The sequence below is a fragment of the Prescottella agglutinans genome, assembly GCF_004011865.1.
In the GTDB taxonomy this organism is placed as follows: domain Bacteria; phylum Actinomycetota; class Actinomycetes; order Mycobacteriales; family Mycobacteriaceae; genus Prescottella; species Prescottella agglutinans.
In genome coordinates this window covers 149,629-172,425 of the sequence record NZ_RKLP01000007.1, presented here as the reverse complement: position 1 = coordinate 172,425, position 22,797 = coordinate 149,629, and the positions used below count along the sequence as shown (strand labels likewise).

General features: G+C 70.9%; 23 protein-coding genes. 15 read left to right on the top strand and 8 right to left on the bottom strand.

Annotated features, from left to right (window positions below; all coding sequences use genetic code 11):
- Nucleotides 1-21: 21 nt before the first annotated feature.
- Entirely contained in the window at nucleotides 22-1,224 is a 1,203-nt protein-coding gene (locus EGT67_RS14670) for a site-specific integrase (RefSeq protein ID WP_127916821.1), read from the bottom strand.
- A gap of 633 nt (nucleotides 1,225-1,857) precedes the next feature.
- Between EGT67_RS14670 and EGT67_RS14665 the strand changes: the two genes are divergently transcribed.
- The 5 genes from EGT67_RS14665 (at nucleotide 1,858) to EGT67_RS14645 (ending at nucleotide 6,383) form a co-directional block, all read left to right on the top strand.
- Nucleotides 1,858-2,298: a helix-turn-helix transcriptional regulator gene (locus EGT67_RS14665; RefSeq protein ID WP_127916820.1), complete on the top strand. Its 441-nt coding sequence runs from the start codon at nucleotides 1,858-1,860 to the stop codon at nucleotides 2,296-2,298.
- Nucleotides 2,299-2,308: 10 nt separating this feature from the next.
- Entirely contained in the window at nucleotides 2,309-2,719 is a 411-nt protein-coding gene (locus EGT67_RS14660; RefSeq protein WP_164877571.1) for a VOC family protein, read from the top strand.
- Between the two features lies 1 nt (nucleotide 2,720).
- The gene (locus tag EGT67_RS14655; protein ID WP_127916818.1) at nucleotides 2,721-3,332 is read left to right on the top strand and encodes a VOC family protein; all 612 of its coding nucleotides are present in this window, start codon (nucleotides 2,721-2,723) and stop codon (nucleotides 3,330-3,332) included.
- Between the two features lie 74 nt (nucleotides 3,333-3,406).
- Entirely contained in the window at nucleotides 3,407-5,797 is a 2,391-nt protein-coding gene (locus tag EGT67_RS14650) for an ATP-binding cassette domain-containing protein (protein WP_127916817.1), read from the top strand.
- A gap of 64 nt (nucleotides 5,798-5,861) precedes the next feature.
- Nucleotides 5,862-6,383: an Rv2253 family sensor-like surface protein gene (locus EGT67_RS14645; protein ID WP_127916816.1), complete on the top strand. Its 522-nt coding sequence runs from the start codon at nucleotides 5,862-5,864 to the stop codon at nucleotides 6,381-6,383.
- 42 nt (nucleotides 6,384-6,425) lie between these two features.
- Here the strand turns inward: EGT67_RS14645 and EGT67_RS14640 are convergent, their stop codons facing one another.
- From EGT67_RS14640 to EGT67_RS14620, 5 genes are all read right to left on the bottom strand, one after another.
- On the bottom strand, nucleotides 6,426-7,859 hold the full coding sequence (locus tag EGT67_RS14640; RefSeq protein WP_127916815.1) for a lipase maturation factor family protein: 1,434 nt from the start codon (nucleotides 7,857-7,859) through the stop codon (nucleotides 6,426-6,428).
- Between the two features lie 62 nt (nucleotides 7,860-7,921).
- Nucleotides 7,922-8,908 (bottom strand): LLM class F420-dependent oxidoreductase, encoded by a 987-nt coding sequence (locus EGT67_RS14635; protein WP_127916814.1) that lies wholly within the window; start codon nucleotides 8,906-8,908, stop codon nucleotides 7,922-7,924.
- Between the two features lie 41 nt (nucleotides 8,909-8,949).
- Complete coding sequence (locus tag EGT67_RS14630) at nucleotides 8,950-9,345, bottom strand: YchJ family protein (RefSeq protein ID WP_127916813.1); 396 nt, start codon at nucleotides 9,343-9,345, stop codon at nucleotides 8,950-8,952.
- Nucleotides 9,346-9,355: 10 nt separating this feature from the next.
- Nucleotides 9,356-10,720 carry a metallopeptidase TldD-related protein gene (locus EGT67_RS14625; RefSeq protein WP_127916990.1) on the bottom strand — a complete coding sequence of 455 codons (1,365 nt, stop codon included), beginning with the start codon at nucleotides 10,718-10,720 and terminating at the stop codon, nucleotides 9,356-9,358.
- Between the two features lie 20 nt (nucleotides 10,721-10,740).
- On the bottom strand, nucleotides 10,741-12,291 hold the full coding sequence (locus tag EGT67_RS14620; protein ID WP_241566040.1) for a TldD/PmbA family protein: 1,551 nt from the start codon (nucleotides 12,289-12,291) through the stop codon (nucleotides 10,741-10,743).
- Nucleotides 12,292-12,366: 75 nt separating this feature from the next.
- On the opposite strand from EGT67_RS14620, the gene EGT67_RS14615 reads away from it, so the two are divergent.
- The 5 genes from EGT67_RS14615 to EGT67_RS14595 are packed head-to-tail and all read left to right on the top strand — an operon-like array spanning nucleotide 12,367 to nucleotide 16,044.
- On the top strand, nucleotides 12,367-12,978 hold the full coding sequence (locus tag EGT67_RS14615; RefSeq protein ID WP_127916812.1) for a cadmium resistance transporter: 612 nt from the start codon (nucleotides 12,367-12,369) through the stop codon (nucleotides 12,976-12,978).
- Between the two features lie 45 nt (nucleotides 12,979-13,023).
- Nucleotides 13,024-13,395 (top strand): hypothetical protein, encoded by a 372-nt coding sequence (locus EGT67_RS14610; RefSeq protein WP_241566039.1) that lies wholly within the window; start codon nucleotides 13,024-13,026, stop codon nucleotides 13,393-13,395.
- Between the two features lie 52 nt (nucleotides 13,396-13,447).
- Nucleotides 13,448-14,071: a DUF4304 domain-containing protein gene (locus EGT67_RS14605; protein WP_164877570.1), complete on the top strand. Its 624-nt coding sequence runs from the start codon at nucleotides 13,448-13,450 to the stop codon at nucleotides 14,069-14,071.
- A 57-nt stretch (nucleotides 14,072-14,128) separates the two neighbouring features.
- A complete protein-coding gene (locus EGT67_RS14600; protein WP_127916809.1) occupies nucleotides 14,129-15,328 on the top strand; it encodes a sensor histidine kinase in 1,200 nt (399 codons plus the stop codon).
- Nucleotides 15,329-15,366: 38 nt separating this feature from the next.
- Complete coding sequence (locus EGT67_RS14595) at nucleotides 15,367-16,044, top strand: response regulator (RefSeq protein ID WP_127916808.1); 678 nt, start codon at nucleotides 15,367-15,369, stop codon at nucleotides 16,042-16,044.
- 38 nt (nucleotides 16,045-16,082) lie between these two features.
- Here the strand turns inward: EGT67_RS14595 and EGT67_RS14590 are convergent, their stop codons facing one another.
- Together EGT67_RS14590 and EGT67_RS14585 are read right to left on the bottom strand one after the other, a co-directional pair.
- On the bottom strand, nucleotides 16,083-16,715 hold the full coding sequence (locus EGT67_RS14590) for a hypothetical protein (RefSeq protein WP_127916807.1): 633 nt from the start codon (nucleotides 16,713-16,715) through the stop codon (nucleotides 16,083-16,085).
- A gap of 81 nt (nucleotides 16,716-16,796) precedes the next feature.
- The gene (locus EGT67_RS14585; RefSeq protein WP_127916806.1) at nucleotides 16,797-17,447 is read right to left on the bottom strand and encodes a hypothetical protein; all 651 of its coding nucleotides are present in this window, start codon (nucleotides 17,445-17,447) and stop codon (nucleotides 16,797-16,799) included.
- Between the two features lie 202 nt (nucleotides 17,448-17,649).
- Here EGT67_RS14585 and EGT67_RS14580 point away from each other — a divergent pair, with 202 nt between their 5' ends.
- The 5 genes from EGT67_RS14580 (at nucleotide 17,650) to EGT67_RS14560 (ending at nucleotide 22,606) form a co-directional block, all read left to right on the top strand.
- Nucleotides 17,650-18,141, top strand: a complete 492-nt coding sequence (locus EGT67_RS14580; RefSeq protein ID WP_127916805.1) for an FxsA family protein — start codon at nucleotides 17,650-17,652, stop codon at nucleotides 18,139-18,141.
- Nucleotides 18,142-18,159: 18 nt separating this feature from the next.
- Nucleotides 18,160-19,755, top strand: coding sequence for an amidohydrolase (locus EGT67_RS14575; RefSeq protein ID WP_127916804.1), 1,596 nt, complete (start codon nucleotides 18,160-18,162; stop codon nucleotides 19,753-19,755).
- A complete protein-coding gene (gene lnt / locus EGT67_RS14570; protein WP_127916803.1) occupies nucleotides 19,745-21,463 on the top strand; it encodes an apolipoprotein N-acyltransferase in 1,719 nt (572 codons plus the stop codon). The genes EGT67_RS14575 and lnt overlap by 11 nt, the downstream gene beginning before the upstream one ends.
- Nucleotides 21,396-22,178 (top strand): polyprenol monophosphomannose synthase, encoded by a 783-nt coding sequence (locus tag EGT67_RS14565; protein ID WP_127916802.1) that lies wholly within the window; start codon nucleotides 21,396-21,398, stop codon nucleotides 22,176-22,178. The genes lnt and EGT67_RS14565 overlap by 68 nt, the downstream gene beginning before the upstream one ends.
- A gap of 200 nt (nucleotides 22,179-22,378) precedes the next feature.
- A complete protein-coding gene (locus EGT67_RS14560) occupies nucleotides 22,379-22,606 on the top strand; it encodes an MbtH family protein (RefSeq protein ID WP_127916801.1) in 228 nt (75 codons plus the stop codon).
- Nucleotides 22,607-22,797: the final 191 nt, after the last annotated feature.

Sequence of the window (22,797 nt, the reverse complement as noted above, 5' to 3'; positions counted from 1 at the left end):
ACCGGCCCTTGCCCCGGTGGATCAGATCTCGAAGCGGGCGACCGCGTTCCCGGTGAGCGGATTGTGTTCGCGTGCATAGATTTCCAGGGTGGCGGGGTTCTTGTGCCCGGTCTGCCGCATGACCTCGTGGGCCTGGGCGCCGTTGCGGAACGCCTGGGTGACGAACCCGGCGCGCAGGGAGTGCCCGCCGAGTTTCGCGATCTTGGCGGGGGAGAGTCCGGCGTCGCCGGCGGCACGGCGGATCACCCCGTGGATGCCCTGCCCGGTCAGGGCGCCGTCGCCGATGTTCCCGTTCACGCGCAGCGGCCGGAACACCGGCGCGGTCGCGACGTCGGGGAGCAGTTCAGGGTAGGGGACGTGGCAGATGTGCGTGCCGAACGTGTCGGGGGCGCCGAGTAACTGGGCGATGCCGTCGCGGCCGTCCCGATGGTGAGCGAGGACGACGTCGAGCCACCGTCGGTACACGCACGGCGGGCAGGCGCGGTGCCCGACCGCGAACGGGGTGGCCTTGACCATGCCGGCGCCGACCTGGTCGGTCTTCGATCGGCGCACCAGGATGTGCAGCCCGTCCTGCGGGTGGAGGGTGATGTCGCGCAGTTGCAGGCCGGACAGTTCGGAGCGGCGGAAGGCGCCGAGGAATCCGATCAGGATGACCGCCGAGTCGCGGCGTTCGCGCAGTTGGTCCTGCCACGTCTGCGCGTTCTGCCGCATCGTGGTGAGGATGTAGCTGATCTCGTCCCCCAACAGTGGCGCAACGCGTTTGGTCGGGCGCTCACCGGCGGCGGCGTAGGTGCGGCGCAGGCCGGCCAGCGTGTCCTTGACGATCTGAGCCTGGCCGGGCGCGGGGCGGGAGCAGGCTCGGTGCCAGTAGTTGATCGACGCCACCCATCGGGTGAGCGTGTTCGTCGCGTACCTGCGTTCGCCGGTGTCGGTGCGCTGCTCGGCGTGCTCGGTGAGATAGTCGGCGACGGTATGCGGGTGCGCCGGCATCGGCACCTGCCCGCGCTCCGCGCACCAGCTGCGGAACTTGTCCCAATCCGTGCGATAGTTCCGGGCGGTCGAGGGAGAGTGCCGCTGCTCGAGTGCGGCGACGATTCGGGCCTCGGCGGACGCGGACAGCACCGGGGCGGCGGGTTCGGGCCCGGGCTCGGATGTTACTGCCGGGCGTTCGGGAACGGCAGGCAGAGCGGGCACGACACTGACCGTGTCGACCTGTTCACTCACACCCGTGCTCCTCTCGCATCCATCGGGTGAGCCTACCGAGTGGAACCGACAGTTCTGTATGTCCGACCGGGCGGTCCAAAGTGTCACCGTGACGAAACGAATCCATACCGGAGGCTGGGCCGTGGACGCACTGTTGTGGCGAAATTGCCGACGCGACTTCCCGATTCAGTGATGGCGCTAACTGCCATTAGCGTGACTAGGGCGCTCCGGGGGTCGCGAAGGGTATTCGCCGAGGATCAAGGGGGTGGTCGGCCTGGCAGTCACGGCCCCCGCGTGACGGCAGGCCGAGCGGCGAGGCCACCGGAGATTCCGTTGCGGGTCCGCACCGTGCCGCCGTAGGTTGCTGGGTGTCCCGCCCAAGGCGCGCAGGCTCCGGACGAGTGCGCCCCAGACTGGTTGGCAGCCCGTTCGAGCCGGGCCGGTCCGAGGGGCCCGTGCCGAGTGGCGCGGGCCCCTGCGCCTGGACTCGAGTCGTACAGGTCAGCGCCTGTGACCGCGAGCGGAGTCCGGGTGGAATGGATTGGCGGGGAGTCGATTTCGGGTTCGAGTTGCGCCCCACGACTCCCCGGCAGGCAGGTCGCCACGCTACGCAGACCGTGCGGTACCACCGAGACTTGTGGCACGATTTTGCAGGTGACCAGCAGACCCGACGAGGCGCAGCGCCTGCGCGACCTGGCGCTGCTACGCCGCGTGCGCGACCGGATCGACCGGGAGTACGCGAAGCCGCTGGACGTCGAGGCGCTCGCCCGCGGCGTGCACATGTCCGCCGGCCACCTCAGCCGGCAGTTCAAGCTCGCCTACGGGGAGCCCCCGTACGCGTACCTGATGACGCGGCGCATCGAACGCGCGATGGCGCTGCTGCGCCGCGGGGACCTGAGCGTCACCGACGTCTGTTTCGCCGTCGGCTGTTCGTCGCTGGGCACGTTCAGCACCCGTTTCACCGAACTCGTCGGCGTCCCGCCCAGCGTCTACCGGGAGCAGGAGCGCCCCGCTGCGGAGATGCCGTCGTGCGTCACCAAGCAGGTCACCAGACCGATCAGGAATCGAGAAGCGTCCGCCGCGGGCCGCGCATAGCGTGATTCCCATGAACATCACCATTCACTCGGCATTCCTCCCGCACAACGACCGCGACGCCGCCCTGGGCTTCTACCGCGACATCCTCGGGTTCGAGGTCCGCAAGGAGGTCGGCTACAACGACATGTACTGGATCACCGTCGGCCACCCGGACCAGCCCGCGGTGTCCCTGGTGCTGCACCCGCCGGCCGCCGACCCCGGCATCACCGACGACGAGCGCCGCATGATCACCGAGATGATGGCCAAGGGGACGTACGCGATCCTCACCCTGGCCACCCCGGACCTCGACGAGACCTTCGCGAAGCTGGAGGCCAACGGCGCGGACATCGTCCAGGAGCCGATCGAGCAGCCGTACGGCATCCGCGACTGCGCCGTCCGGGACCCCGCCGGCAACCTGATCCGCATCAACGAGGTGAACTGAGATGACCGACATCCAGACCGTCACCCTCGACGTGACCGACACGGCGGCCGCCGAGACCTTCTACGCCGCGTTCGGCGTCGGCGATCACGTCCGCGTCCGCGCCGCGCAGTCGCCGACCACCGGATTCCGCGGCTACACCCTGTCCCTCGTGGTGTCGCAGCCGAGCATCGTCGACGCCTTCATCGGCGCCGCCCTGGACGGCGGCGCGGCCGCGCTGAAGCCGGCCAAGAAGGGGTTCTGGGGTTACGGCGGCGTCGTGCAGGCCCCGGACGGGGCGATCTGGAAGGTCGCCACATCGTCGAAGAAGAACACCGGACCGGCCGACCGCCGGTTCGACGACATCGTGCTGCTGCTCGGCGTGGACGACGTCAAGGCGAGCAAGCAGTTCTACGTCGACCGCGGGCTCGCGGTGGCCAAGAGCTACGGCCGCAAGTACGTCGAGTTCGCGACCGAACCGAAGAACGTCAAGCTGGCGCTCTACGGTCGTCGGGCCCTCGCGAAGGACGCCGGGGTTCCGGCGGACGGAACCGGATCACACGGGATCGTCATCGGCGGCGACGCCGGAGACTTCACCGACCCGGACGGGTTCACGTGGGCGACGCCGTCGGTGTGACGGCGATTTCGGGTAGACAGGGAACCCGTGGCCGCGCGCGGCCACGGGTTCCGGAGGCGACAGAGGGAGACACGATGAGCATGGCCACCAGCACGGACCCGCAGTCCCCGACGCTGCACGCCGCCGACAGCCACGACCTGATCCGGGTGCACGGCGCGCGCGAGAACAATCTCAAGGACGTCAGCGTCGACATCCCGAAGCGCCGGCTGACGGTGTTCACCGGCGTGTCCGGCTCGGGCAAGAGTTCGCTGGTGTTCAGCACGATCGCGGCCGAGTCGCAGCGGATGATCAACGAGACCTACAGCGCCTTCGTGCAGGGCTTCATGCCGACCCTGGCGCGGCCGGACGTGGACGTGCTCGAGGGCCTGACGACGGCGATCATCGTGGACCAGGAGCGGATGGGCGCCAACCCGCGTTCCACCGTCGGCACCGCCACCGACGCCAACGCGATGCTGCGCATCCTGTTCAGCCGGCTGGGGACGCCGCACATCGGCTCGCAGCAGGCGTTCTCGTTCAACGTCGCGTCGGTGAGCGGGGCGGGGGCCATCTCGGTAGAGAAGGGTGGCCGGACCGTCAAGGAGCGTCGCAGCTTCAGCGTGACCGGCGGCATGTGCCCGCGCTGCGAGGGCATGGGCAAGGTCTCCGACTTCGACCTGACCGCGCTGTACGACGACGGCAAGTCCCTCAACGAGGGTGCGCTCACCATCCCCGGCTACAGCATGGAGGGCTGGTACGGCCGCATCTACCGGGGCTGCGGGTTCTTCGACCCCGACAAACCGATCGCCAAGTTCACCAAGAAGCAGTTGAACGATCTGCTGTACAAGGAGCCGACCAAGGTCAAGGTCGACGGTGTCAACGTGACGTTCGAGGGCTTGATCCCGAAGATCCAGAAGTCGTTCCTGTCCAAGGACCGTGAGGCGATGCAGCCGCACATCCGGGCGTTCGTCGACCGCGCGATCACGTTCCAGATCTGCCCCGACTGCGAGGGCACCCGGCTGAGCGCGGAGGCGAGGTCGTCGAAGATCGACGGTGTCAGCATCGCGGACGTCTGCGCCATGCAGATCAGCGATCTCGCCGAGTGGGTACGCGGGCTCGACGAGCCGTCGGCCGCGCCCTTGTTGAAGTCGCTGGGCGAGACCCTCGACTCGTTCGTCGAGATCGGGCTCGGCTACCTCAGCCTCGACCGCCCGGCGGGCACCCTGTCCGGCGGCGAGGCGCAGCGCACCAAGCTCATCCGGCATCTCGGCTCCTCGCTGACCGACGTCACCTACGTGTTCGACGAGCCGACGATCGGGCTGCACCCGCACGACATCGTGCGGATGAACGACCTGCTGCAGCAGCTGCGGGACAAGGGCAACACCGTGCTGGTCGTCGAGCACAAGCCGGAGGCGATCTCGATCGCCGACCACGTGGTCGACCTCGGCCCGCGTGCCGGCACCGAGGGCGGCGAGATCGTGTTCGAGGGCACCGTGGACGAGCTCCGGTCGAGCGGCACCCTCACCGGCAAGCACCTGGACGATCGCGCGTCGCTCAAGCCGGCGGTGCGCACCTCGACCGGCGCGCTGGAGGTGCGCGGCGCCGACACCCACAACCTCCGGGACGTCGACGTGGACATCCCGCTGGGTGTGCTCGTGGTGGTGACCGGCGTCGCCGGGTCGGGCAAGAGTTCGCTCATCGCCGGCTCGGTGGCCGGGCGGGACGGTGTGGTGTCGATCGACCAGGGGGCGATCAAGGGTTCCCGGCGCAGCAACCCCGCGACCTACACCGGACTCCTCGACCACATCCGCAAGGCGTTCGCGAAGGCGAACGGCGTGAAGCCCGGCCTGTTCAGCGCCAACTCCGAGGGCGCGTGCCCCAACTGCAACGGCGCCGGCGTGGTCTACTCCGACCTGGCGATGATGGGGGGCGTCTCCGCCCCCTGCGAGGTGTGCGAGGGCAAGCGCTTCCAGGCCGAGGTGCTGGACTACAAGTTCGGTGGCAAGGACATCAGCGAGGTACTCATGATGTCCGTCGCGCAGGCCGAGGAGTTCTTCGGTTCGGGAGAGGCGAAGATTCCTGCCGCCCACAAGATTCTGGCGCGCCTGGCGGACGTCGGGCTGGGCTACGTGAAGATCGGTCAGCCGCTCACCACGCTGTCCGGCGGCGAGCGGCAGCGCCTGAAGCTGGCCACCCACATGGGGGAGAAGGGCGACGTGTACATCCTCGACGAGCCCACCACCGGTCTGCACCTCGCCGACGTGGAGAACCTGCTCGGCCTGCTGGACCGCCTCGTCGACTCCGGCAAGTCGGTGATCGTCATCGAGCACCATCAGGCGGTGATGGCGCACGCCGACTGGATCGTCGACCTCGGTCCGGGCGCCGGCCACGACGGCGGCCGCGTCGTCTTCGAGGGCGCCCCGGCCGACCTGGTCGCCGATCGGTCGACGCTCACCGGCAAGCACCTCGCGGAGTACGTCGGCGCCTGACCGGGGACCGGGACCAATCGCCGATCGTCGCCCGGCCGGACGGGTCGCGTGTTTCAATCCGACTATGCGAAAAGCGCTGCTGGGAGTCGCGTTGATCGTCATCTGGTCGGTTGCCGCGGCCCTGCCGGCGGGGGCGGCGCAGCCGTCCTGGTCCGGCGAGTACTCGGTGAAGCGCTTCGCCGCGACGAAGACCGGCACGAGTCTGGCGGCGCGGCAGTGGGAGCCCGACTTCGCCGACACCTACACGTTCGAGACGGACTGTTCGAGCGGGACCTGTGTGGCCACCGTGATCGACGGGCCCGCGCCCGCCAACCCGACCCTGCCGCAGCCGGCGCGGTACACCTGGGACGGGACCAGTTGGGTGCATCCGTACGACTGGCAGTGGGACTGCTGGCAGGGCGAGGGCGTGCCCAAGGTGTGGGCGCCGGCGCATTCGGTGGCGTACTACACCCCGCAGCCCGACGGCACGCTGGTCGGCTCGTGGCGCACCGACATCGCGAGCGGTCCCTGCGAGGGCTCGGTGATCATGCGGGTCGCGGCGTACCCCGTCGATCCGTCGCCCGGATCGCTCGGCAGCAGCAGCTGAGCGGGCGAGCCGCGGCCCGCCGCGGCAGGTCGGCGCGGACACCTACGGTGGCCCGCGCCTCGACATCGGCGGCAGGAACTCGGCCTCGAGGGTGCGGGCCCACCAGGCGCCGCTCTCGCGGTGTTCGTCGCGGGTGGTGAACCGGTAGCGATACATCCGGGCCCGGATCACCGCCGGCGGGGCGTCCGGGAACGGATTGTGGTGAAGCAGTTTCAGCAGCGCGGCGTCGCCGTCGAGCAGGCGCCCGATCAGCCCGCCGAACCAGGACGCCCCGTAGCCGGGGGAGATCGCGACGAACCACATCAGCCAGTCCAGGCGCAGGTGGTAGGGCGCGAACTGGCGGGGGCGCCGGCGCAGATCGCCCGGTTTGCCCTTGAACTCGTAGGCCAGCCACTCGCTGTCCGCAGTCGGGTGCTCGTCGCGGCACCCCTCGAGGACGATCTCGCGGCGCGTCTTCGTCACGTGCCCGAACGCGCCGTAGGTGTTCACGAGATGCCACGGGTCGAACGACGCGTTCATCATCTGGTGGCTGGAGAACAGGTTGCGGGCGGGGCGGTAGCTGAGCGCCGCGACGGCGATCGTGACCGCGACGACGACGACCGCGAACCAGATCGGGGCGGGGGCGAGATCGGAGGGGGCCCGCACCGGGAGGACGAACTCCCAGAACCCGTTCGGCAGCACCGACAGGCCGAGGACGATCGCGAGCCAGTTGAGCCACGAGAAGTTGCCGCTCGCCACCAGCCACAGCTGCGTCACGACCATGATGGCGGCGGCCCCGCCGGCGACGGGCTGCGGCACGAACAGGAAGAACGGCACGATCAGCTGGGTGAAGTGGTTGCCCGCCACCTCCATCTTGTGCAGCGGGCGGGGCAGGTGATGGAAGTACCAGCTGAGCGGGCCGGGCATCGGCTGGGTTTCGTGGTGGTAGTAGAGGCAGGTCAGGTTGCGCCAGCACGGGTCGCCGCGGATCTTGATCAGCCCGGCGCCGAACTCGAGCCGGAACAGCAGCCACCGCAGCAGCAGCAGCGTCAGCAGCGGTGGCGCGGTGTGCGCGTTGCCGACGAACACCGCGAGCAGGCCCACCTCGAGCAGCAGCGACTCCCACCCGAACCCGTACCAGAGTTGGCCGACATTGACGATCGACAGGTACAGGCCCCACAGCAGCAGCCAGCCGAGCATGCACAGCGGCAGCGGCAGCAGATCCAGGAGCCCGAGGGCCGCGGCCGCCGCCAGTCCCGCGCCAGTCCAGGCGACGCCGGCGAAGAACCGGTCCGAGTAGTGCAGGTGGAAAATGCTCGGTGAGCGCTGCCACCGGGCGCCGGCGAGGAACCGGCGCGCGGGCAGCATGCCGCCGTCCCCGATGAGCGGCCGGAACTGGTCGGCGGCGACGAGGAACGCACAGAGGTAGATGACGGCCAGCCCCTCCTTGAAGAGCAGCCGCCCCAGCCAGTATTGGTCGGCGTCGAACCAGTCCACGACAAGCTTCCCTTGTCGCGGACGTTACTCGGGGCGCCGTCCGTGGGCCAGGGCCCACCGCCTCACGCCAGGTGCGGAAGCACCTCCTGCTCGAGCAGTTCCAGACCGGACGTGTCGTACGCGGCCTCGGGGTCGTAGAAGATCGCGTACTCGAGGCCCTGCTTCTTCAGCGCGGTGAGGTTCTCGACGATCTGCTCGGGGGTGCCGACCGCGGGCATGCCGCGGAAAGCGGCCAGCGAGGCGTCGGCCCGTTCCGCCCCGACGATCGGTTCGAGGCGGGCGCGCAGGGTCTCGAGGCGCTCGCGCACCTCGGCCTCGGTCCGCCCGATCGCCAGGTTGTAGTTCGCGGACCGGACGATCGAGCCGAAGTCGGTGCCGACCTCCGTGCAATGCCGCCGCAGAACCTCCGACTTGTGGGCGAACACCTCGGGGGTGCCGTCGAAGTTCGTGTACTGCGCGTACTTCGCGGCGATCTTCAGCGTCACCTTCTCGCCGCCACCGGCGATCCACAGCGGGATGCCGCCGTCCTGCAACGGCAGGGGTCGCACGATCGCGCCGTCCACCTGGTAGTGGCGGCCGTCGAGCGTCGCGGTGCCGGTGCTCCAGGCCTGCTTGAAGATCTGCACGCCCTCGTCCAGGCGGCCCAGGCGCTCGCCCGCCGACGGGAACCCGTAGCCGTAGGCCCGCCACTCCTGCTCGTACCAACCGCCGCCGATGCCCATCTCGACGCGGCCGCCGGAGATGCTGTCGGCGGTCGCGGCGACCTTCGCGAGGTAGGCCGGGTTGCGGTAGCTCATCGCGGTGCACATCTGGCCCAGCCGCACCCGCCCGGTGACCGCCGCGAACGCCGACACCAGCGACCACGCCTCGTGGGTGGCCTCGTCGGTGGGCGCCGGGACGGTGTGGAAGTGGTCGTACACCCAGATCGAGTCCCACGGCCCGCGGTCGGCGCGCAGCGCGAGATCCCGCATCACCGGCCACTGGTCCGCCGGGTCGATGCCGACCAGGTCGAGTCGCCAGCCCTGGGGTACGAACAGTCCGAAACGCATCACGGTCCTTGTCTGTCGAAGGAATACGGTGGTCGGCCGAACTACGGCATCGCGTCCACGTAGAGCCACCGACCGTCCTCCCGGACGAATCGGCTGTGCTCGCGCATGGACCCGCGCTCGCCGTGGTCGGTGTAGTAGGCGACGAACTCGACGGTGCCGGTGGCGTCGAGCAGGCCGCCGCCGGTGCCGCGCAGCACGTCGAGGCGGCGCCACACCAGATCGGGGTCCAGGTCCAGGTCGAGGTCGGTCGGGCGGGTGCTCGGATGCCATGTCCGCAGCAGGTAGTCGGCGTCGCCGACTGCGAACGCGGCGTACCGCGAGCGCATCAACTGCTCCGCGGTCGGGGCGGCGGCGCCGCCGTGGAAGCGGCCGCAGCACTGCCCGTACTGTTCTCCGGACTGGCAGGGGCAGCGGTCCTCGGGTCCGATCGACGCCATCACTTCCCCCTCACTGGGCCTGGCTCACCGACGACATGTGGAAGTCCGGGATCCGCATGGGCGGCATCGCGGTTCGGGTGAACCAGTCCTTCCATTCCCGCGGCAGGGTGTGCTCGGTGGCGCCGACCTCCGTCACGCGCCGCAGCAGATCGAGCGGGCTCTCGTTGAACCGGAAGTTGTTGACCGCCGCGGTGACCGCGCCGTCCTCGATCAGGTACACGCCGTCTCGGGTGAGCCCGGTGAGCAGCGCGGTCGTCGGGTCCACCTCGCGGATGTACCACAGCGTGGTCAGCAGCAGGCCGCGCTCGGTGCCGGCCACCAGGTCGTCGAGCGTCGCGGCGCTCCCGCCGGAGAGCAGCAGGTTGTCGCCCGGCACCGCGACCGGCGCGCCGAACTCCGCCGCGGCCGCCCGCGGATACGCCAGCGCGTTGATCACGCCGTCGCGGATCCAGTCGACCCGGTCGGCGTCCATGCCGTTGTCGAACACCGAGACCGTGTCGGACGACCCCGTTGTCGCGACGAACGGGGTGTAGGCGAGACGGTCGGCGCGCGGATCCGAGTACAGGGTCAGCGGGATGTCGGTGAGCTTCTCGCCGACACGGGTGCCGCCGCTGCGCGAGAGCGCGGTGTGCCCCTCCTGGGCACCGCGACCCTCCATCGCCCACATCAGCGGGATCATCAGGTCCGACACCGCCGACGGCGGCAGCACCGTCTCGTACCGGCCGGCGGGCAGCGCGACCGTGCGCGCGGCCCAGTCCAGCCGCCGGGACAGGTCCGACAGCAGGTCCGGGACGGACACGTCGGTGAAGTCGAGGCCGGCCGAGCCCACCCAGGCGCTCGCGTCGCCGCGCTTTCCGTTGATCTCGATCGACCCCGTCGGCTGGGTGAACCGCCGCCGGATGCCGGTCGAGGTGCCGAGCCAGGTGCTGTGCATCTGATGGTGCGCGAAGCCGTACAGCCGGTCGGCGCCGTCGAAGCCGTCCGCCAGACCGGGCACGAGCGTCTCGAACACCCCGACGCCCGTCGCCGCCGGGGCGTCCGCCCAGCCGGCGTCCGGGGCGCCGCCGGTCAGCAGGTCCATCGCGTCCTCGGCCGGCTGCGCGGACCGGGCGGCGGACTCGCTGGCCCGCACGACGTCGACGATCGCGTCGGCGTCCACCGACGAGGAGGTCACCGCGCCGACCCTCGCGGACCCGTCGTCGGAGCGGATCACCGAGAGCACGGTCCAGGACCGCGACGTCGAGACCCCGTTCGTGGTCATCGAATTTCCGGCCCAGCGCAGCGACGCCTCGCTCGCGTCGGTGACGAGCACCATCGCCTCGTCGACGGTCGACAGCGCGAGCGCCTGCTCGACGAGTTCCTGTGCGGCGATCACCGCGGACCCTCCGCTCGTGGTCACTGCCCGCCCTCCGTTCGGGTGTTGAGCACGTTGACGCCGCGGAACAGCGCCGACGGGCATCCGTGGCTGACCGCCGCGACCTGGCCGGGTTGCGCCTTGCCGCAGTTGAACGCGCCGCCGAGGCGCCACGTAGACGGCCCGCCGAGCGCCTCCATCGATCCCCAGAAGTCCGTCGTCGTCGCCTGGTACGCGACGTCGCGCAGTTGCCCGTCGAGACGGCCGTCCCGGATCCGGAAGAAGCGCTGCCCGGTGAACTGGAAGTTGTAGCGCTGCATGTCGATCGACCAGCTCTTGTCGCCGACGACGTAGATGCCGTCCTCGACGCGGGAGATCAGGTCGGCGGTGGTCGTGTCCGCGGCCGGGTCGGGTTGCAGCGACACGTTCGCCATCCGCTGGATCGGCACGTGGTGCGCCGAGTCGGCGTACGAGCAGCCGTTGGACCGGTCCAGGCCGAGTCGCGGCGCGAACACCCGGTCCAGCTGGTAGCCGACGAGGACGCCGTCGCGGACCAGGTCCCAGCGCTGCGCGGCCACCGCGTCGTCGTCGAACCCGACGCTCGCGAGCCCGTGTGGCTCGGTGCGGTCGGCGGTGACGTGCATGATCGGGGTGCCGTACCGCAGGGTGCCGAGCAGGTCGGGCGTGGCGAACGACGTGCCCGCGTACGCGGCCTCGTAGCCGATGGCCCGGTCGTACTCCGTTGCGTGGCCGATCGATTCGTGGATGGTCAGCCACAGGTTGGTGGGGTCGATCACGAGGTCGGTCGGGCCCGCCGTCACGCTGGGTGCCGCGGACTTCTCCGCGAGCAACCCGGGGATCTCGGCCAGTTCGGTGTCCCACTCCCAACCCGTGCCGGTCACGTACTCCCAGCCGCGGCCCACCGGCGGCGCGAGGGTGCGCATCGTCTCGAAGGTGCCGGCGTCGGCATCCACCGAGACGGCCTCGAGTTCGGGATGCAGGCGTACCCGCTGCTGCGTGATCGCCGACCCGGCCAGGTCGGCGTAGAAGGTCTGCTCCTTGACCTGCAGGCAACTCGCGGTCACGTGGTCGATGCCGTCCGCGTCGAGCAGGCGCCGCGAGTAGTCGGCGAGCAGGCCCACCTTGTCCGTGGTGGCGACCGCGAACGGATCGGTCACGCAGCCCGACACCCAGGTGACGTCGCGGTACACCGGTTCCGGTGCGAGCACCACCCGTTCGCGGTTGAGGACGCGCAGCGCGCGGGCCACCTCCACCGCCTCCGCCGCGACGGCCGCCGCCCGCTGCGGGGTCAGTTCGGCGTGCGACGCGAACCCCCACGTGCCGTCGACCACGACGCGCACCGCGAATCCGGTCTCGACGCCGTCCTGGGCCGACTGGACCTTGGCGTCGCGCAGCCGCAGCGACTGGGTCACCAGGCGGTGCACCCGCAGATCGGCGTGCTCCGCGCCGGCGGCGCGGGCGACGGACAGGGCGGCATCGGCCAACGCGCGCAACGGCAGCGCCGTGAACTCGGGGTCGACCGGGTCGCCGGACGCGGCAGCGGGCGGGACAGCGCCGTGGGTGACGATCACCGGCTCAGCCTAGTCGGCGCCGGATCCGAACCCGGTAGTGTCCGCGCCGATGTCGAGCGTGCACGAGGAGACGGCGTGAGTCCGGGAGTGATCGGTCAGGCCGTCGGGACCTTCGCGGTGACCAACATCGACGACCTGGTCGTGCTCGCCGTCTTCTTCGGGCAGGCGCCGGGCCGTCGAGGTGCCGTTCGGGTCGTCGCCGGCCAGTACCTCGGGTTCATCGCGATCCTGGCGGTCTCGATCGCGACCGCCGTGGCCGGATCGGCGCTGCTCCCACCCGAGGCGCTCCCGTACTTCGGGCTCGTGCCGCTCGCCCTCGGGCTCCGGGCCGGGTGGAGCGCCTGGCGAACGCGCCGCGGCGAACCCGACGACCCTGATCCGTCGGCCGGCGCCGAACCCCGTACGGGCCCGGGAATCTGGCAGGTGGCCGCGGTCACCTTCGCGAACGGCGGCGACAACATCGCGGTCTACGTGCCGATTTTCGCCGTCGCATCGGTGTCCACGATCTCGGTGTTCGCCGTGGTCTTCCTGATCGGTGTCGCGCTCTGGTGCGCCGCCGGACGGTATTTCGCGTCGCACCCGGTCGTCGCGCGGGTGCTCGCCCGGTGGGGCCACGTCGTCCTGCCCGTGGCCCTGATCACGATCGGCCTGACGATCCTCGTCGAGGGCCGCGCTTTCGGCATCTAGGGTGGGTTCGTGTTCCGATTCCGCCGGTCCGGGCGATCCGACGCCGTGAGCTCGCCCTACGATCCGCGGGACCTGTTGTGGGCCTACGAGCGTCACGTGACACGCGCGGTACGCCCCAGCGGTGAGCTGCTGATCGAGATCCCGCTGCGCGACGCGGGCACCCTCGAGGTCACCGTCCCGGATCCGTCGGCGGACTGGATCGACTCGCGGGTCCGCGGGCTCTGCGCCACCCTCGGGGCGCTGGACCGGCGCGCCCAGCGCATCCTGCGCGGCGAGTTCCGGATCGGCTGGATCGAACTCGACTCGGCGGACCACGGCACCGTCGACTACTGGGCCATCGGCGTCAACAGTGAATACGCCGTCGACATCTCGTGGACCGGAGACGGATGGGAGGAATCGGCGCCCGAGCCGGATTGACGCGCGCGTCGCCCGGCCGGTTCGTCGTCGGCCGCTGGTAGGTTGTGCGCCCGTGGATGATTCGGTGTCGGTGGGCTTCGACGGTGTCGAGCGCGACCATGTCCGACCGTTCCTGAAAGGGCTCGGCTTCCGGAAACGGGCGCTCGCCTTCACCCGCGTGCGGGGCGGCCTGACCGATGTCGTGTCGCTGCAACGGTCCTCGGGGAACGCCGGCGGCAATGTCCGCTTCTACGTGAACTGCGGCGTCTACTCCGCGGAGTTCGCGACCACCATCGGTGAGACGGTCACCGAACGCCCACGCGAGGTCGACTGCCAGTTCCGGTGCCGCCTCGAGAGCCTGGCGTCCGGGGCTCCGCCGTGGTTCGAGATCACTGGGGAAGCGCCGGCGGAGCCGATCGGCTCGGCCGTGGTCGCAGCGTTGGACACGGCGGTCCGCGCGCTCGGCGCCATCGACACGACCGACGCGCTCGCGGACCGGATCAGCGGCGGTGTGGTGATCGAGGCGTTCCGGTATCGCGTGGCCACCGAGGACTGGGCGGCCGCGCGGGCGGTCTACTGGTCCATCCGCGCCGAGTTCGGCGGCGAGGCCCGCTGGCCGAGGATCGACGACAACCTCCGAGGCCACGTGCCCGACGCGCAGCGCGCCCTGGTCATGTCCGCGTCGTATCCCGGCTGACCGGCGGAGCCCCTGCGGGTTCGTTCCACCGGGCGCCGACCTCCTACGCTGCTCGCCATGCGGAGGTTCAGTCTGTGGCTGCGGGAGCGGCCGATGGTCGCCGACGCGATGCTCGCGGGGCTGCTGTTCGCGCTCGAGATCGCGTCGGCGTTCGGCCGGACGGCGCCGGTGCTGTACGTGCTCACCGGCGCCGGGCTGTCCCTGCCGATCGCGTGCCGCCGCCGGCACCCGCGGGCCGCGGCGGCCGTCGTGCTCGTCATGTCGATCGTCTGCACGCTGACGCTGTACGCGACCGGTGACCTGAACGCGGAGGAGAACTCGCACCCGGCGGTGTTCGCGCTCGCGGTGTCGCTCTACAGCCTCGTGGCGTACGTGGGCCGCCGCGCGGCCGCCTACTACGTGATCGGTCTGGCGATCGACACCGTCGTCTCGGTGCGGCTACTCGAGCAGGACGCGCTGGCCGCGTCGATCTTCTCGGCCCTCGCGTTCGCGCTGTCGTGGATCCTCGCCGAGTTCATCGGCGCCCGCCGCGCCTACGACGACGAGGTCGCCACGCGCCTGGCGATCGCCGAGTACGAGCGGGATCGCCGGGCGGACGACGCCGTCTACGCCGAACGCACCCGGATCGCCCGCGAACTGCACGACGTGGTCGCGCACGCGGTCAGCGTCATGATCGTGCAGGCCGACGGCGCGTCCTACGCCCTGCGCCGCGATCCGCAGAAGGCCGAGCGGGCGCTGTCCAACATCGCCGGCACCGGGCGGGAGGCACTGGCGGAGCTGCGCCGCACCGTCGCGCTGTTGCGCACACCCCAGACCCCGGCGGAGATGCCGCAGCACGGCACCGCGGGTGTCGCGCGGGTGGTCGAGACGATGCGGGCGGCCGGGCTGGCGGTGGAACTGACCCAGTCCGGCGCCATCGACGACGTCCGTCCCGCGGTGAGCCTCGGCGTCCACCGCCTGGTGCAGGAGTCGCTGACCAATGTCCTGCGGCACTCGGGCGCCGACCCGAAGGCGTGGGTCCACATCGCCCGCCGCGAGCACGACGTGCTGGTCGAGATCGTCGACAACGGCAGCGTGCGGTACGGCAGTGCCGCTCGCCGCCGGGGCGTCGTCCGCGCCGGCCTCGAGGGCAGCGGCAACGGACTGGTCGGCATGCGGGAGCGGGTCGCCGTGCTCGGCGGAACCCTCGAGGCCGGTCGGCGGCCCGACGGCGGATGGACGGTCCGGGCCGAACTGCCGCTCGACCCCGACCAATGAATGTGCGACCGGACCTGGCCAACCACTAGATTCGTTCCGTGCCGATCTCCGTTCTTCTCGTCGACGACCAGGAACTCATGCGTATGGGCCTGAACATGGTCCTCGACGCCCACGACGACATCCTCGTGGTGGGGGAGGAGGCGGACGGCGCGGCCGCGGTCCGCTCGGCGCACGCACTGCAACCCGACGTCGTGCTGATGGACGTGCGGATGCCCGTGGTCGACGGGGTCACCGCCACCGAACGCATCCTCGCGGCCGGCGGCCCCAGCAAGGTGCTGGTGATGACCACGTTCGACCTCGACGAGCACGCGCTGGCCGCGCTGCGGGCCGGCGCCAGCGGATTCCTGCTCAAGGACACCCCGCCTGAGGACCTGGTCTCGGCGATCCGCAGCGTCGCCGCGGGGGACGCGGTCGTCTCCCCGCGGGTGACGCGTCGGCTGATCTCCCGTTTTCTCCGCGACGACCTGCCGCCGTCCCGCGACCCGGCGATCCTCGACGTCCTAACCGACCGGGAGCGCGAGGTGCTGTGCCTCGTCGCGAGCGGCCTGTCGAACTGCGAGATCGCCGCGAAGCTGTTCCTGTCCGAGGCGACGATCAAGTCGCACGTGGGGCGGGTGCTGGCGAAGCTGGGACTGCGGGACCGTGTCCAGGCCGTCGTGCTGTCGTACGAGACGGGGCTGGTGCGGCCGGGAGCGGGATCGGCGCGGCGTCAGTAGCGGCGTTCGGGGGGGCCGGCAAAGCCCCGACCCGATCGTCACGACAGGACCCCGGCACCCGCCCCGGCACGCCGGCGGCGCCTGGAGTCGGCGACGAATCGGGCCGTCACGACGGCGACGGCCACTGCGGCGGCCGCGAACACGATGCCCTGCGCCCACGTCGCGGCGGGGTTCACCGCCGCCGCCCCGGCGTGGGGCGGCAACACGATCATCTGCACGGCGGCCCCGACCGGCACCGTCAGTCCGGCCAGGAGGCCGATCACTCCGGCGTCCTTGATGCTCGCGCCCACGGCTCCGAGGGCGAGCCCGAGTATCGCGCCGGCGATCGACCACCGAAGCAGCTCGGGTCCGTACAGGGCCAGCGGTTCCTCGCGCAGCACGGAATCGGATAGGTAGTACGTGGTCGTGGCGCCGATCAAAGCCAGTGCGCCGGCGGCCGCGCCCGCCACCCGGTCCCGTGTCAGCGCACCCGCGATCACTGCCAGCGCCGCCCACGCCCATCCGGCGTCGAGGAGCAGCGTGACGATCTCCGCCACCGACGCCCAGACCGTGCCCGCGATCCGACTCCCGACGGCCCCCATCGGCGAGGCCACCTCGTTCATCACGGATGTCGCCGCACCGAACCCCGACCCCAGCACGAGGGCGACGACCACGCTTCTCCTGATGCTCACGCCGCGACGATACGCAGGGCGCAATACAGAAGGGTTCCTCCCGGCGACCGGGAGGAACCCTTCAGGATCGGAGATCGGCGCCTACGCGGTGAACTGCCCGACAGTGCCGAGCGCGGTGCACGTGGTGCCCGACTCGTACTTCACCTGGCCGAACAGGGCCGCCAGGACGTTGCCCTCGCCGGTGTCGACGGTCTTCGACAGCGTCGGCACGTTCAACACCGCATCGTCGAGCGGTACGACCCCGCCCTTCAGGGTGGTGGTGTTGAACCAGGCCACCTGCAGATCCGATTCCTTGGGGATCGCGAGGTGCGCCGGCACCGCCTGGAAGCGGAGTTTGCCGCGCTCGATCCACGGCGGGAGCGGGAAGTTGGGTCCGGCCTGCGCGCTCGCGACGGTCACCGTCATCGGGTTGCCGGCGACCCCACACCCGAACGTCGGCGCCGGGAACAGGAAGTCCTTCGCGGTGGTGGTGCCGACCTCCTGGCCGGTGACGCCCTCGATGATCTCCGTCACGCCGGGGGCGCCGAGCAGGCCACCTAGCAGATCCGACGCCTGCGGCGCGTTCTTCGTCAACTCGCCGAGCAGACCCTGCAGCGACGGCGGCGCGGCCGGTGCCGGGTCGGCCGCGGCCACCCCGGAGAACACCACGGCGCCGGCCGCGGTGGCCGCGACCGCGGCGGAGAGTCGGACGAGCACCCGGCGCGCGGTGCCCCGCTCGAAGCGTCGTGACATGTGAACTCCTCCCTGGGGGATCGGCCCTCCCAGCCGATCGGTTCCCGTACTGCACCACGCGAGAAGTCTATACGTCAACTTTAGGGTTAGACCGTTACTGGATCGAATCCGAGCGCATGGGAGCATTCCGGGACCGTCGATCGTTGAGCAGTCAGAGCACCTGCCACACCCCGGCGGGCGCCCGCCACCGAAAGGATCCACCATGATCGCCCTCCTGTTCCTTCTCTACGTCGTGGTGGAGGTCGGCGCCCTGATCTGGGTGGGTTCCATGATCGGCGTGCTGTGGACGGTGTTGCTCCTGATCGCCGGATCCGCGGTCGGCATGATCCTGGTCCGCTCCCAATGGCGTGTGGTGATGGACGGATTCCGCCGCGCCTCGCGCGGGGAGGGATCGCCGACGGGTGCCGTCGCGGACGGCGCGATGGTCGCCGCCGGTTCGGTGCTGATGTTCGTGCCCGGACTGGTGACGTCGGTGCTCGGCCTGTTGATGCTGCTGCCGCCGACGCGGTGGGCGCTGCGCCCGCTGGCGGTGGTGCTCGCCGGCAAGAAGGCGAACATCACCCTCACCGGTGTCGAGTTCGCCTCCCGCACGGCCGGGGCCCGGCGGGGGACCGTCATCGACGGCGAGGTCGTCGACGTGTACCCGGACTTCCGGCCCGACACCCCGCCCCAGGGACCCCGCGCGCTGCCGTAACAGGCAGACTGGACGTCCGTGAGTACCCAACTGTTGGTCGACGGCCGTATCTACAGTCCCAGCGCACCCGACGCGACCGCGATGGCGGTCACCGACGGCATCGTGGTCTGGGTCGGTGAGGACCGTCCGGGCCGCGCGCTGCATCCCGACGCGGAGATCGTCGAACTCGACGGCGCCTTCGTCACACCCGGTTTCGTCGACACCCACGTCCACGTGACCGCCCTCGGCCTGCAGTTGACCGGGCTCGACCTCGGCGGCGCCCGCGACAAGGCCGAGTGCCTCGACCTGCTGCGCCGATTCGCGCGCGAGCGCGACGACGCGGTCGTCTGGGGTCAGGGCTGGGACGACACCCGTTGGCCCGACGACGCCCCGACCACCGCCGAACTCGACGAAGCCGCGCCCGGCCGGGCGGTGTACCTCACGCGGATCGACGCGCATTCCGCGCTGTGCTCGACCCCGCTGCGGCAGGCCACCGCTGATCTGACCGCGGCCACCGGCTTCTCGCCCGACGGGGCACTGACCGGCGACGCGCACCACCTGGCCCGCGCCCAGGCGCGCGCCCTGCTCACCCCGGCGCAGCGCGCGGCGGCCCGCACCGCCGCCCTCGACCACGCTGCGGCGCACGGCATCGTCGCCGTCCACGAGTGCGGCGGCCCCGACATCGGTGGGCTCGACGACTTCCGCGAACTGCTCGCGCTGTCCCACGGTGTCGAGGTGCGCGGCTACTGGGGCGAGGCCGTCGACTCCCCGGAGGCGGCGACCGAACTCCTCGCCCGGACCGGTGCGCACGGCCTCGGCGGCGACCTGTTCATCGACGGCGCCCTCGGGTCCCGGACGGCGGCACTGCTCGAGCCGTACCACGACTGCGCCGGTGAACACGGCAACACCTACCTCGACGTCGACGCGGTGTCCGCGCACGTCCGCGCCTGCACGCTCGCCGGCATCCAGGCCGGATTCCACGCGATCGGTGATGGCGCCGTCACCGCCGCCGTCGCGGCGTTCGCGGCCGTCGCCGCCGAACTCGGCGGCCCGGCGCTCGCCGCCCGCGGTCACCGGCTCGAGCACCTGGAGATGGTCACCCCCGAGCAGGCCACCCAGCTCGGCGGGTGGGGCGTGATCGCTAGCATGCAGCCGGTGTTCGACGCTCTGTGGGGCGGGCCCGACGGCATGTACGCGCAGCGCCTCGGCGCCGAGCGTGCCGCGGGGATGAACCCGTTCGCGCCCATCGCCTCGACCGGGATGTCGCTCGCGTTCGGCTCCGACGCCCCCGTGACCCCGATCGACCCGTGGGCGATGCTCCGCGCCGCCGTCCACCACCACACTCCCGGCAGCGGCGTCTCGCCGCGCGCGGCGTTCTCGGCCGCGACCCGCGGCGCGTGGCGGGCCGGCGGCGTCCGGGACGGCATGGCCGGCACCCTGACGCCGGGCGCGCCCGCGTCGTACGTGATCTGGGACGCCGACGAACTGGTCGTCTCGGCGCCCAAGGACTCGGTGCAGCGGTGGTCCACCGACCCCCGCTCCCGCGTGCCCGCGCTGCCGCGGCTCGAGGACGGCGCCCGCACGCCGGTGTGCCTGCGGTCGGTGCACCGCGGAGTCACCGTCCATGAGCGGTGACGACCGCGGCGGCCGTCGGCCGCTGACCGCGACGCTGCGCGACTGCGTCCTGGCGGTCGCGTCGGGCCTGCTGCTGTTCGCGAGCTTCCCGCCGCGGACGCTGTGGTTCCTGGCGCCGCTGGGCGTCGCGCTGCTGACCGCGGTGCTCACCGACTACGGGCGCCGCGGCCGCACGCTGCGGGCGGGCTTCGGTTACGGCTACCTGGCGGGTCTCGGGTTCCTCGTGCCGCTGTTGCCGTGGATCGGGGAGTACGTCGGTCCGCTGCCGTGGCTGGCCCTGTCCGCGGCCGAGGCGGTGTTCATCGGCCTGTTCGGGCTCGGGGCGGTGCTCGTCGCCCGGCTGCGGGCCCCGCTGTGGGTGGTGGCGCTCGCGATCGCCGCGGTGTGGAGTCTCACCGAGTGGCTGCGCTCGACGCTGCCGTTCGGCGGATTCCCCTGGGGGCGGCTCGCATTCGGTCAACCGGAGGGCTGGCTGCTGCCGTTGGCGGCGCTGGGCGGCGCCCCGCTGCTCAGCTTCGGGGTGGCCCTCACCGGGACCGGGCTGGCCGCGCTGGCGTTCGTGGCGGCCCGGCGCGCCTCGCTGCGCACGCTGATCGGACCCATCGCGGTCACCTGCGGCGCGTCCGTCGTGGCGCTGGCGACGGTGCCGTACGTGCACGCCGACGCCGACGGCGACCGGACGATCACCGTCGCCGCGATCCAGGGCAGCGTGCCCCGGTTGGGGCTCGAGTTCAACGCCCAGCGGCGCGCGGTGCTCGACAACCACGTCCGCCGCACCTTCCAGCTCGCCGACGACGTCGCCGCCGGGCGGCAACCGCAACCCGATCTGGTGGTGTGGCCGGAGAACGCGTCGGACATCGACCCGCTCCGCAACGCGGACGCGGCCGCCGAGATCACCGCGGCGTCCGAGGCGGTGGGGGCGCCGATCCTTGTCGGCGCGGTCCTGGTCAATCCCGATCACACCACCACGAACTCGGTGATCGTGTGGAACGGCGACCAGGGTCCGGGCGAGCGGCACGACAAGCGGATCATCCAACCGTTCGGCGAGTACCTGCCGTACCGCGACTTCTTCCGACACTTCTCCTCGTACGCGGACCAGGCCGGCAACTTCGTGCCCGGCCACGGCAACGGTGTCGTGACCGCCGACGGCATCCCCGTCGGCGTGGCCACCTGCTACGAGGTGGCGTTCGACCGCGCCCTCACCCAGTCGGTGCGCGACGGCGCGCAGCTGATCGCGGTCCCGACGAACAACGCGACGTTCGGCGACACGGAGATGACCTACCAGCAGCTCGCGATGTCGCGGGTGCGGGCCGTCGAGCATCGCCGGGACGTCGTCGTCGCAGCCACCAGCGGTGTGAGCGCGATCATCGAGGCGGACGGCTCGGTGGCGCAGGAGACCCCGCTTTTCGAGCCGGCGGCCCTTGTGTCGCAGGTCTCACTACGTACCGGTACTACGCTGGCTACTCGGCTCGGCCCGATTCCGGAGGTTGTCCTGTGTCTCGGGGCCGCTGTCGCCCTCGTGTTCGCCGCCGTGCGCGGCCGTCGGGGCGACGGTTCGCCGAGCACGGCGACGCAGCGGACGGATTGCGCCGTCGAGGACACGAACAATGCGCCGGCCAGCACCGGCAGGGAGGATCTCGATGTCAGCGGCGACAGCGGGAAGCGCACAGCCCAGCACCCGGACCCTGGTGATCATTCCGACGTATGACGAGCGCGAGAATCTTCCGCTGATCGTCGGTCGGCTCCACGCCGCACGTCCGGGCGCCCATGTGCTGGTCGTCGACGACGGCAGCCCCGACGGCACCGGCGACCTCGCGGACGAGTTGGCCGCGGCCGACGACGCCGGCCGCATCCACGTCATGCACCGCACCGAGAAGAACGGCCTGGGTGCCGCCTACATCGCCGGGTTCCGCTGGGGACTCGAGCGCGACTACGCGGTGCTCGTCGAGATGGATGCGGACGGCAGTCACGCGCCCGAGCAGCTGCACCGGTTGCTCGAGAAGGTCGACGCCGGCGCCGACCTCGTCCTGGGGTCGCGGTACGTGCCGGGCGGCACCGTCGTCAACTGGCCCAAGCACCGCGAGTGGCTCTCGCGCGGCGGCAACATCTACTCGCGGCTCGCGCTGGGTGTGAAGATCCAGGACATCACCGGCGGCTACCGCGCGTATCGGCGCGAGGTCCTCGAGGCCCTCGATCTGGGCGCGGTCGAGTCGCACGGCTACTGCTTCCAGGTGGACCTGGCGTGGCGTGCGATCAACGCAGGCTTCACGGTCAGCGAGGTGCCGATCACGTTCACCGAGCGCGAGCTGGGCGAGTCGAAGATGAGCGGCAACATCGTCCGGGAGGCGCTGCTGAAGGTGACCCAGTGGGGTCTGACCAAGCGCCTCGCGAAGGCGAAGGCGCTGGTCGGGTCGTCGCGCTGACGGCTCCCTCGCGCCGGTCGCGGCCGCTTTCCCTACCCGTGCGCCCCGTGGGTGCTCTCCCGTCACAGGTGAGCCATCCGCGGGGCGCATCTGCGTACACGGGACTTCGGGACGCCTAGCATGGTGTAACGAACCCGGTAGGGCAGTCGATCTAACTTGTGGTGTGCACCACTCTGCGTCGAATACGAACGAGAGGTGAAGTGGTGACAAGTCCATTCGATGACCCCGAGGCCGACTACCTGGTGTTGGTGAACGAAGAGAACCAGCACTCGTTGTGGCCGGCGTTCGCCGACGTCCCCACCGGCTGGGCGATAGCGCACGGGAAGGCGTCCCGCCGTGCCTGTGTCGACTACATCGACCGCAACTGGACGGACCTCCGGCCGAGCACTGTGGCGGCCGCGCGGGAGCGTGATCCGTCGCCCGACTAGGCGGCTGGGTCGCACCGTGCGGCACCTCGATCCGACCCCCTCGGAAGGGGTCCGGACCATTCGGACCGAAGGGTCATTTTTACCGATCTACCAGGCCAAACGTGGATTCAGCGCCTAGTCGGGAAACCATCCGTGCGCGGAATGGATCTTGATATGGTGTGGTCCCGATGCAACCGGGGCATTCTGCTCTC

Bases quoted from the DNA above. Each gene is read 5' to 3' on its own strand.
- EGT67_RS14645 (WP_127916816.1), top strand. From the start codon at position 5,862: ATGCGAAAAGCGCTGCTGGGAGTCGCGTTGATCGTCATCTGGTCGGTT.
- EGT67_RS14630 (WP_127916813.1), bottom strand. From the start codon at position 9,345: ATGGCGTCGATCGGACCCGAGGACCGCTGCCCCTGCCAGTCCGGAGAA.
- EGT67_RS14600 (WP_127916809.1), top strand. From the start codon at position 14,129: ATGCGGAGGTTCAGTCTGTGGCTGCGGGAGCGGCCGATGGTCGCCGAC.
- EGT67_RS14580 (WP_127916805.1), top strand. From the start codon at position 17,650: ATGATCGCCCTCCTGTTCCTTCTCTACGTCGTGGTGGAGGTCGGCGCC.
- lnt (WP_127916803.1), top strand. From the start codon at position 19,745: ATGAGCGGTGACGACCGCGGCGGCCGTCGGCCGCTGACCGCGACGCTG.
- EGT67_RS14585 (WP_127916806.1), bottom strand. From the start codon at position 17,447: ATGTCACGACGCTTCGAGCGGGGCACCGCGCGCCGGGTGCTCGTCCGA.
- EGT67_RS14635 (WP_127916814.1), bottom strand. From the start codon at position 8,908: ATGCGTTTCGGACTGTTCGTACCCCAGGGCTGGCGACTCGACCTGGTC.
- EGT67_RS14565 (WP_127916802.1), top strand. From the start codon at position 21,396: ATGTCAGCGGCGACAGCGGGAAGCGCACAGCCCAGCACCCGGACCCTG.
- EGT67_RS14655 (WP_127916818.1), top strand. From the start codon at position 2,721: ATGACCGACATCCAGACCGTCACCCTCGACGTGACCGACACGGCGGCC.
- EGT67_RS14650 (WP_127916817.1), top strand. From the start codon at position 3,407: ATGAGCATGGCCACCAGCACGGACCCGCAGTCCCCGACGCTGCACGCC.
- EGT67_RS14660 (WP_164877571.1), top strand. From the start codon at position 2,309: ATGAACATCACCATTCACTCGGCATTCCTCCCGCACAACGACCGCGAC.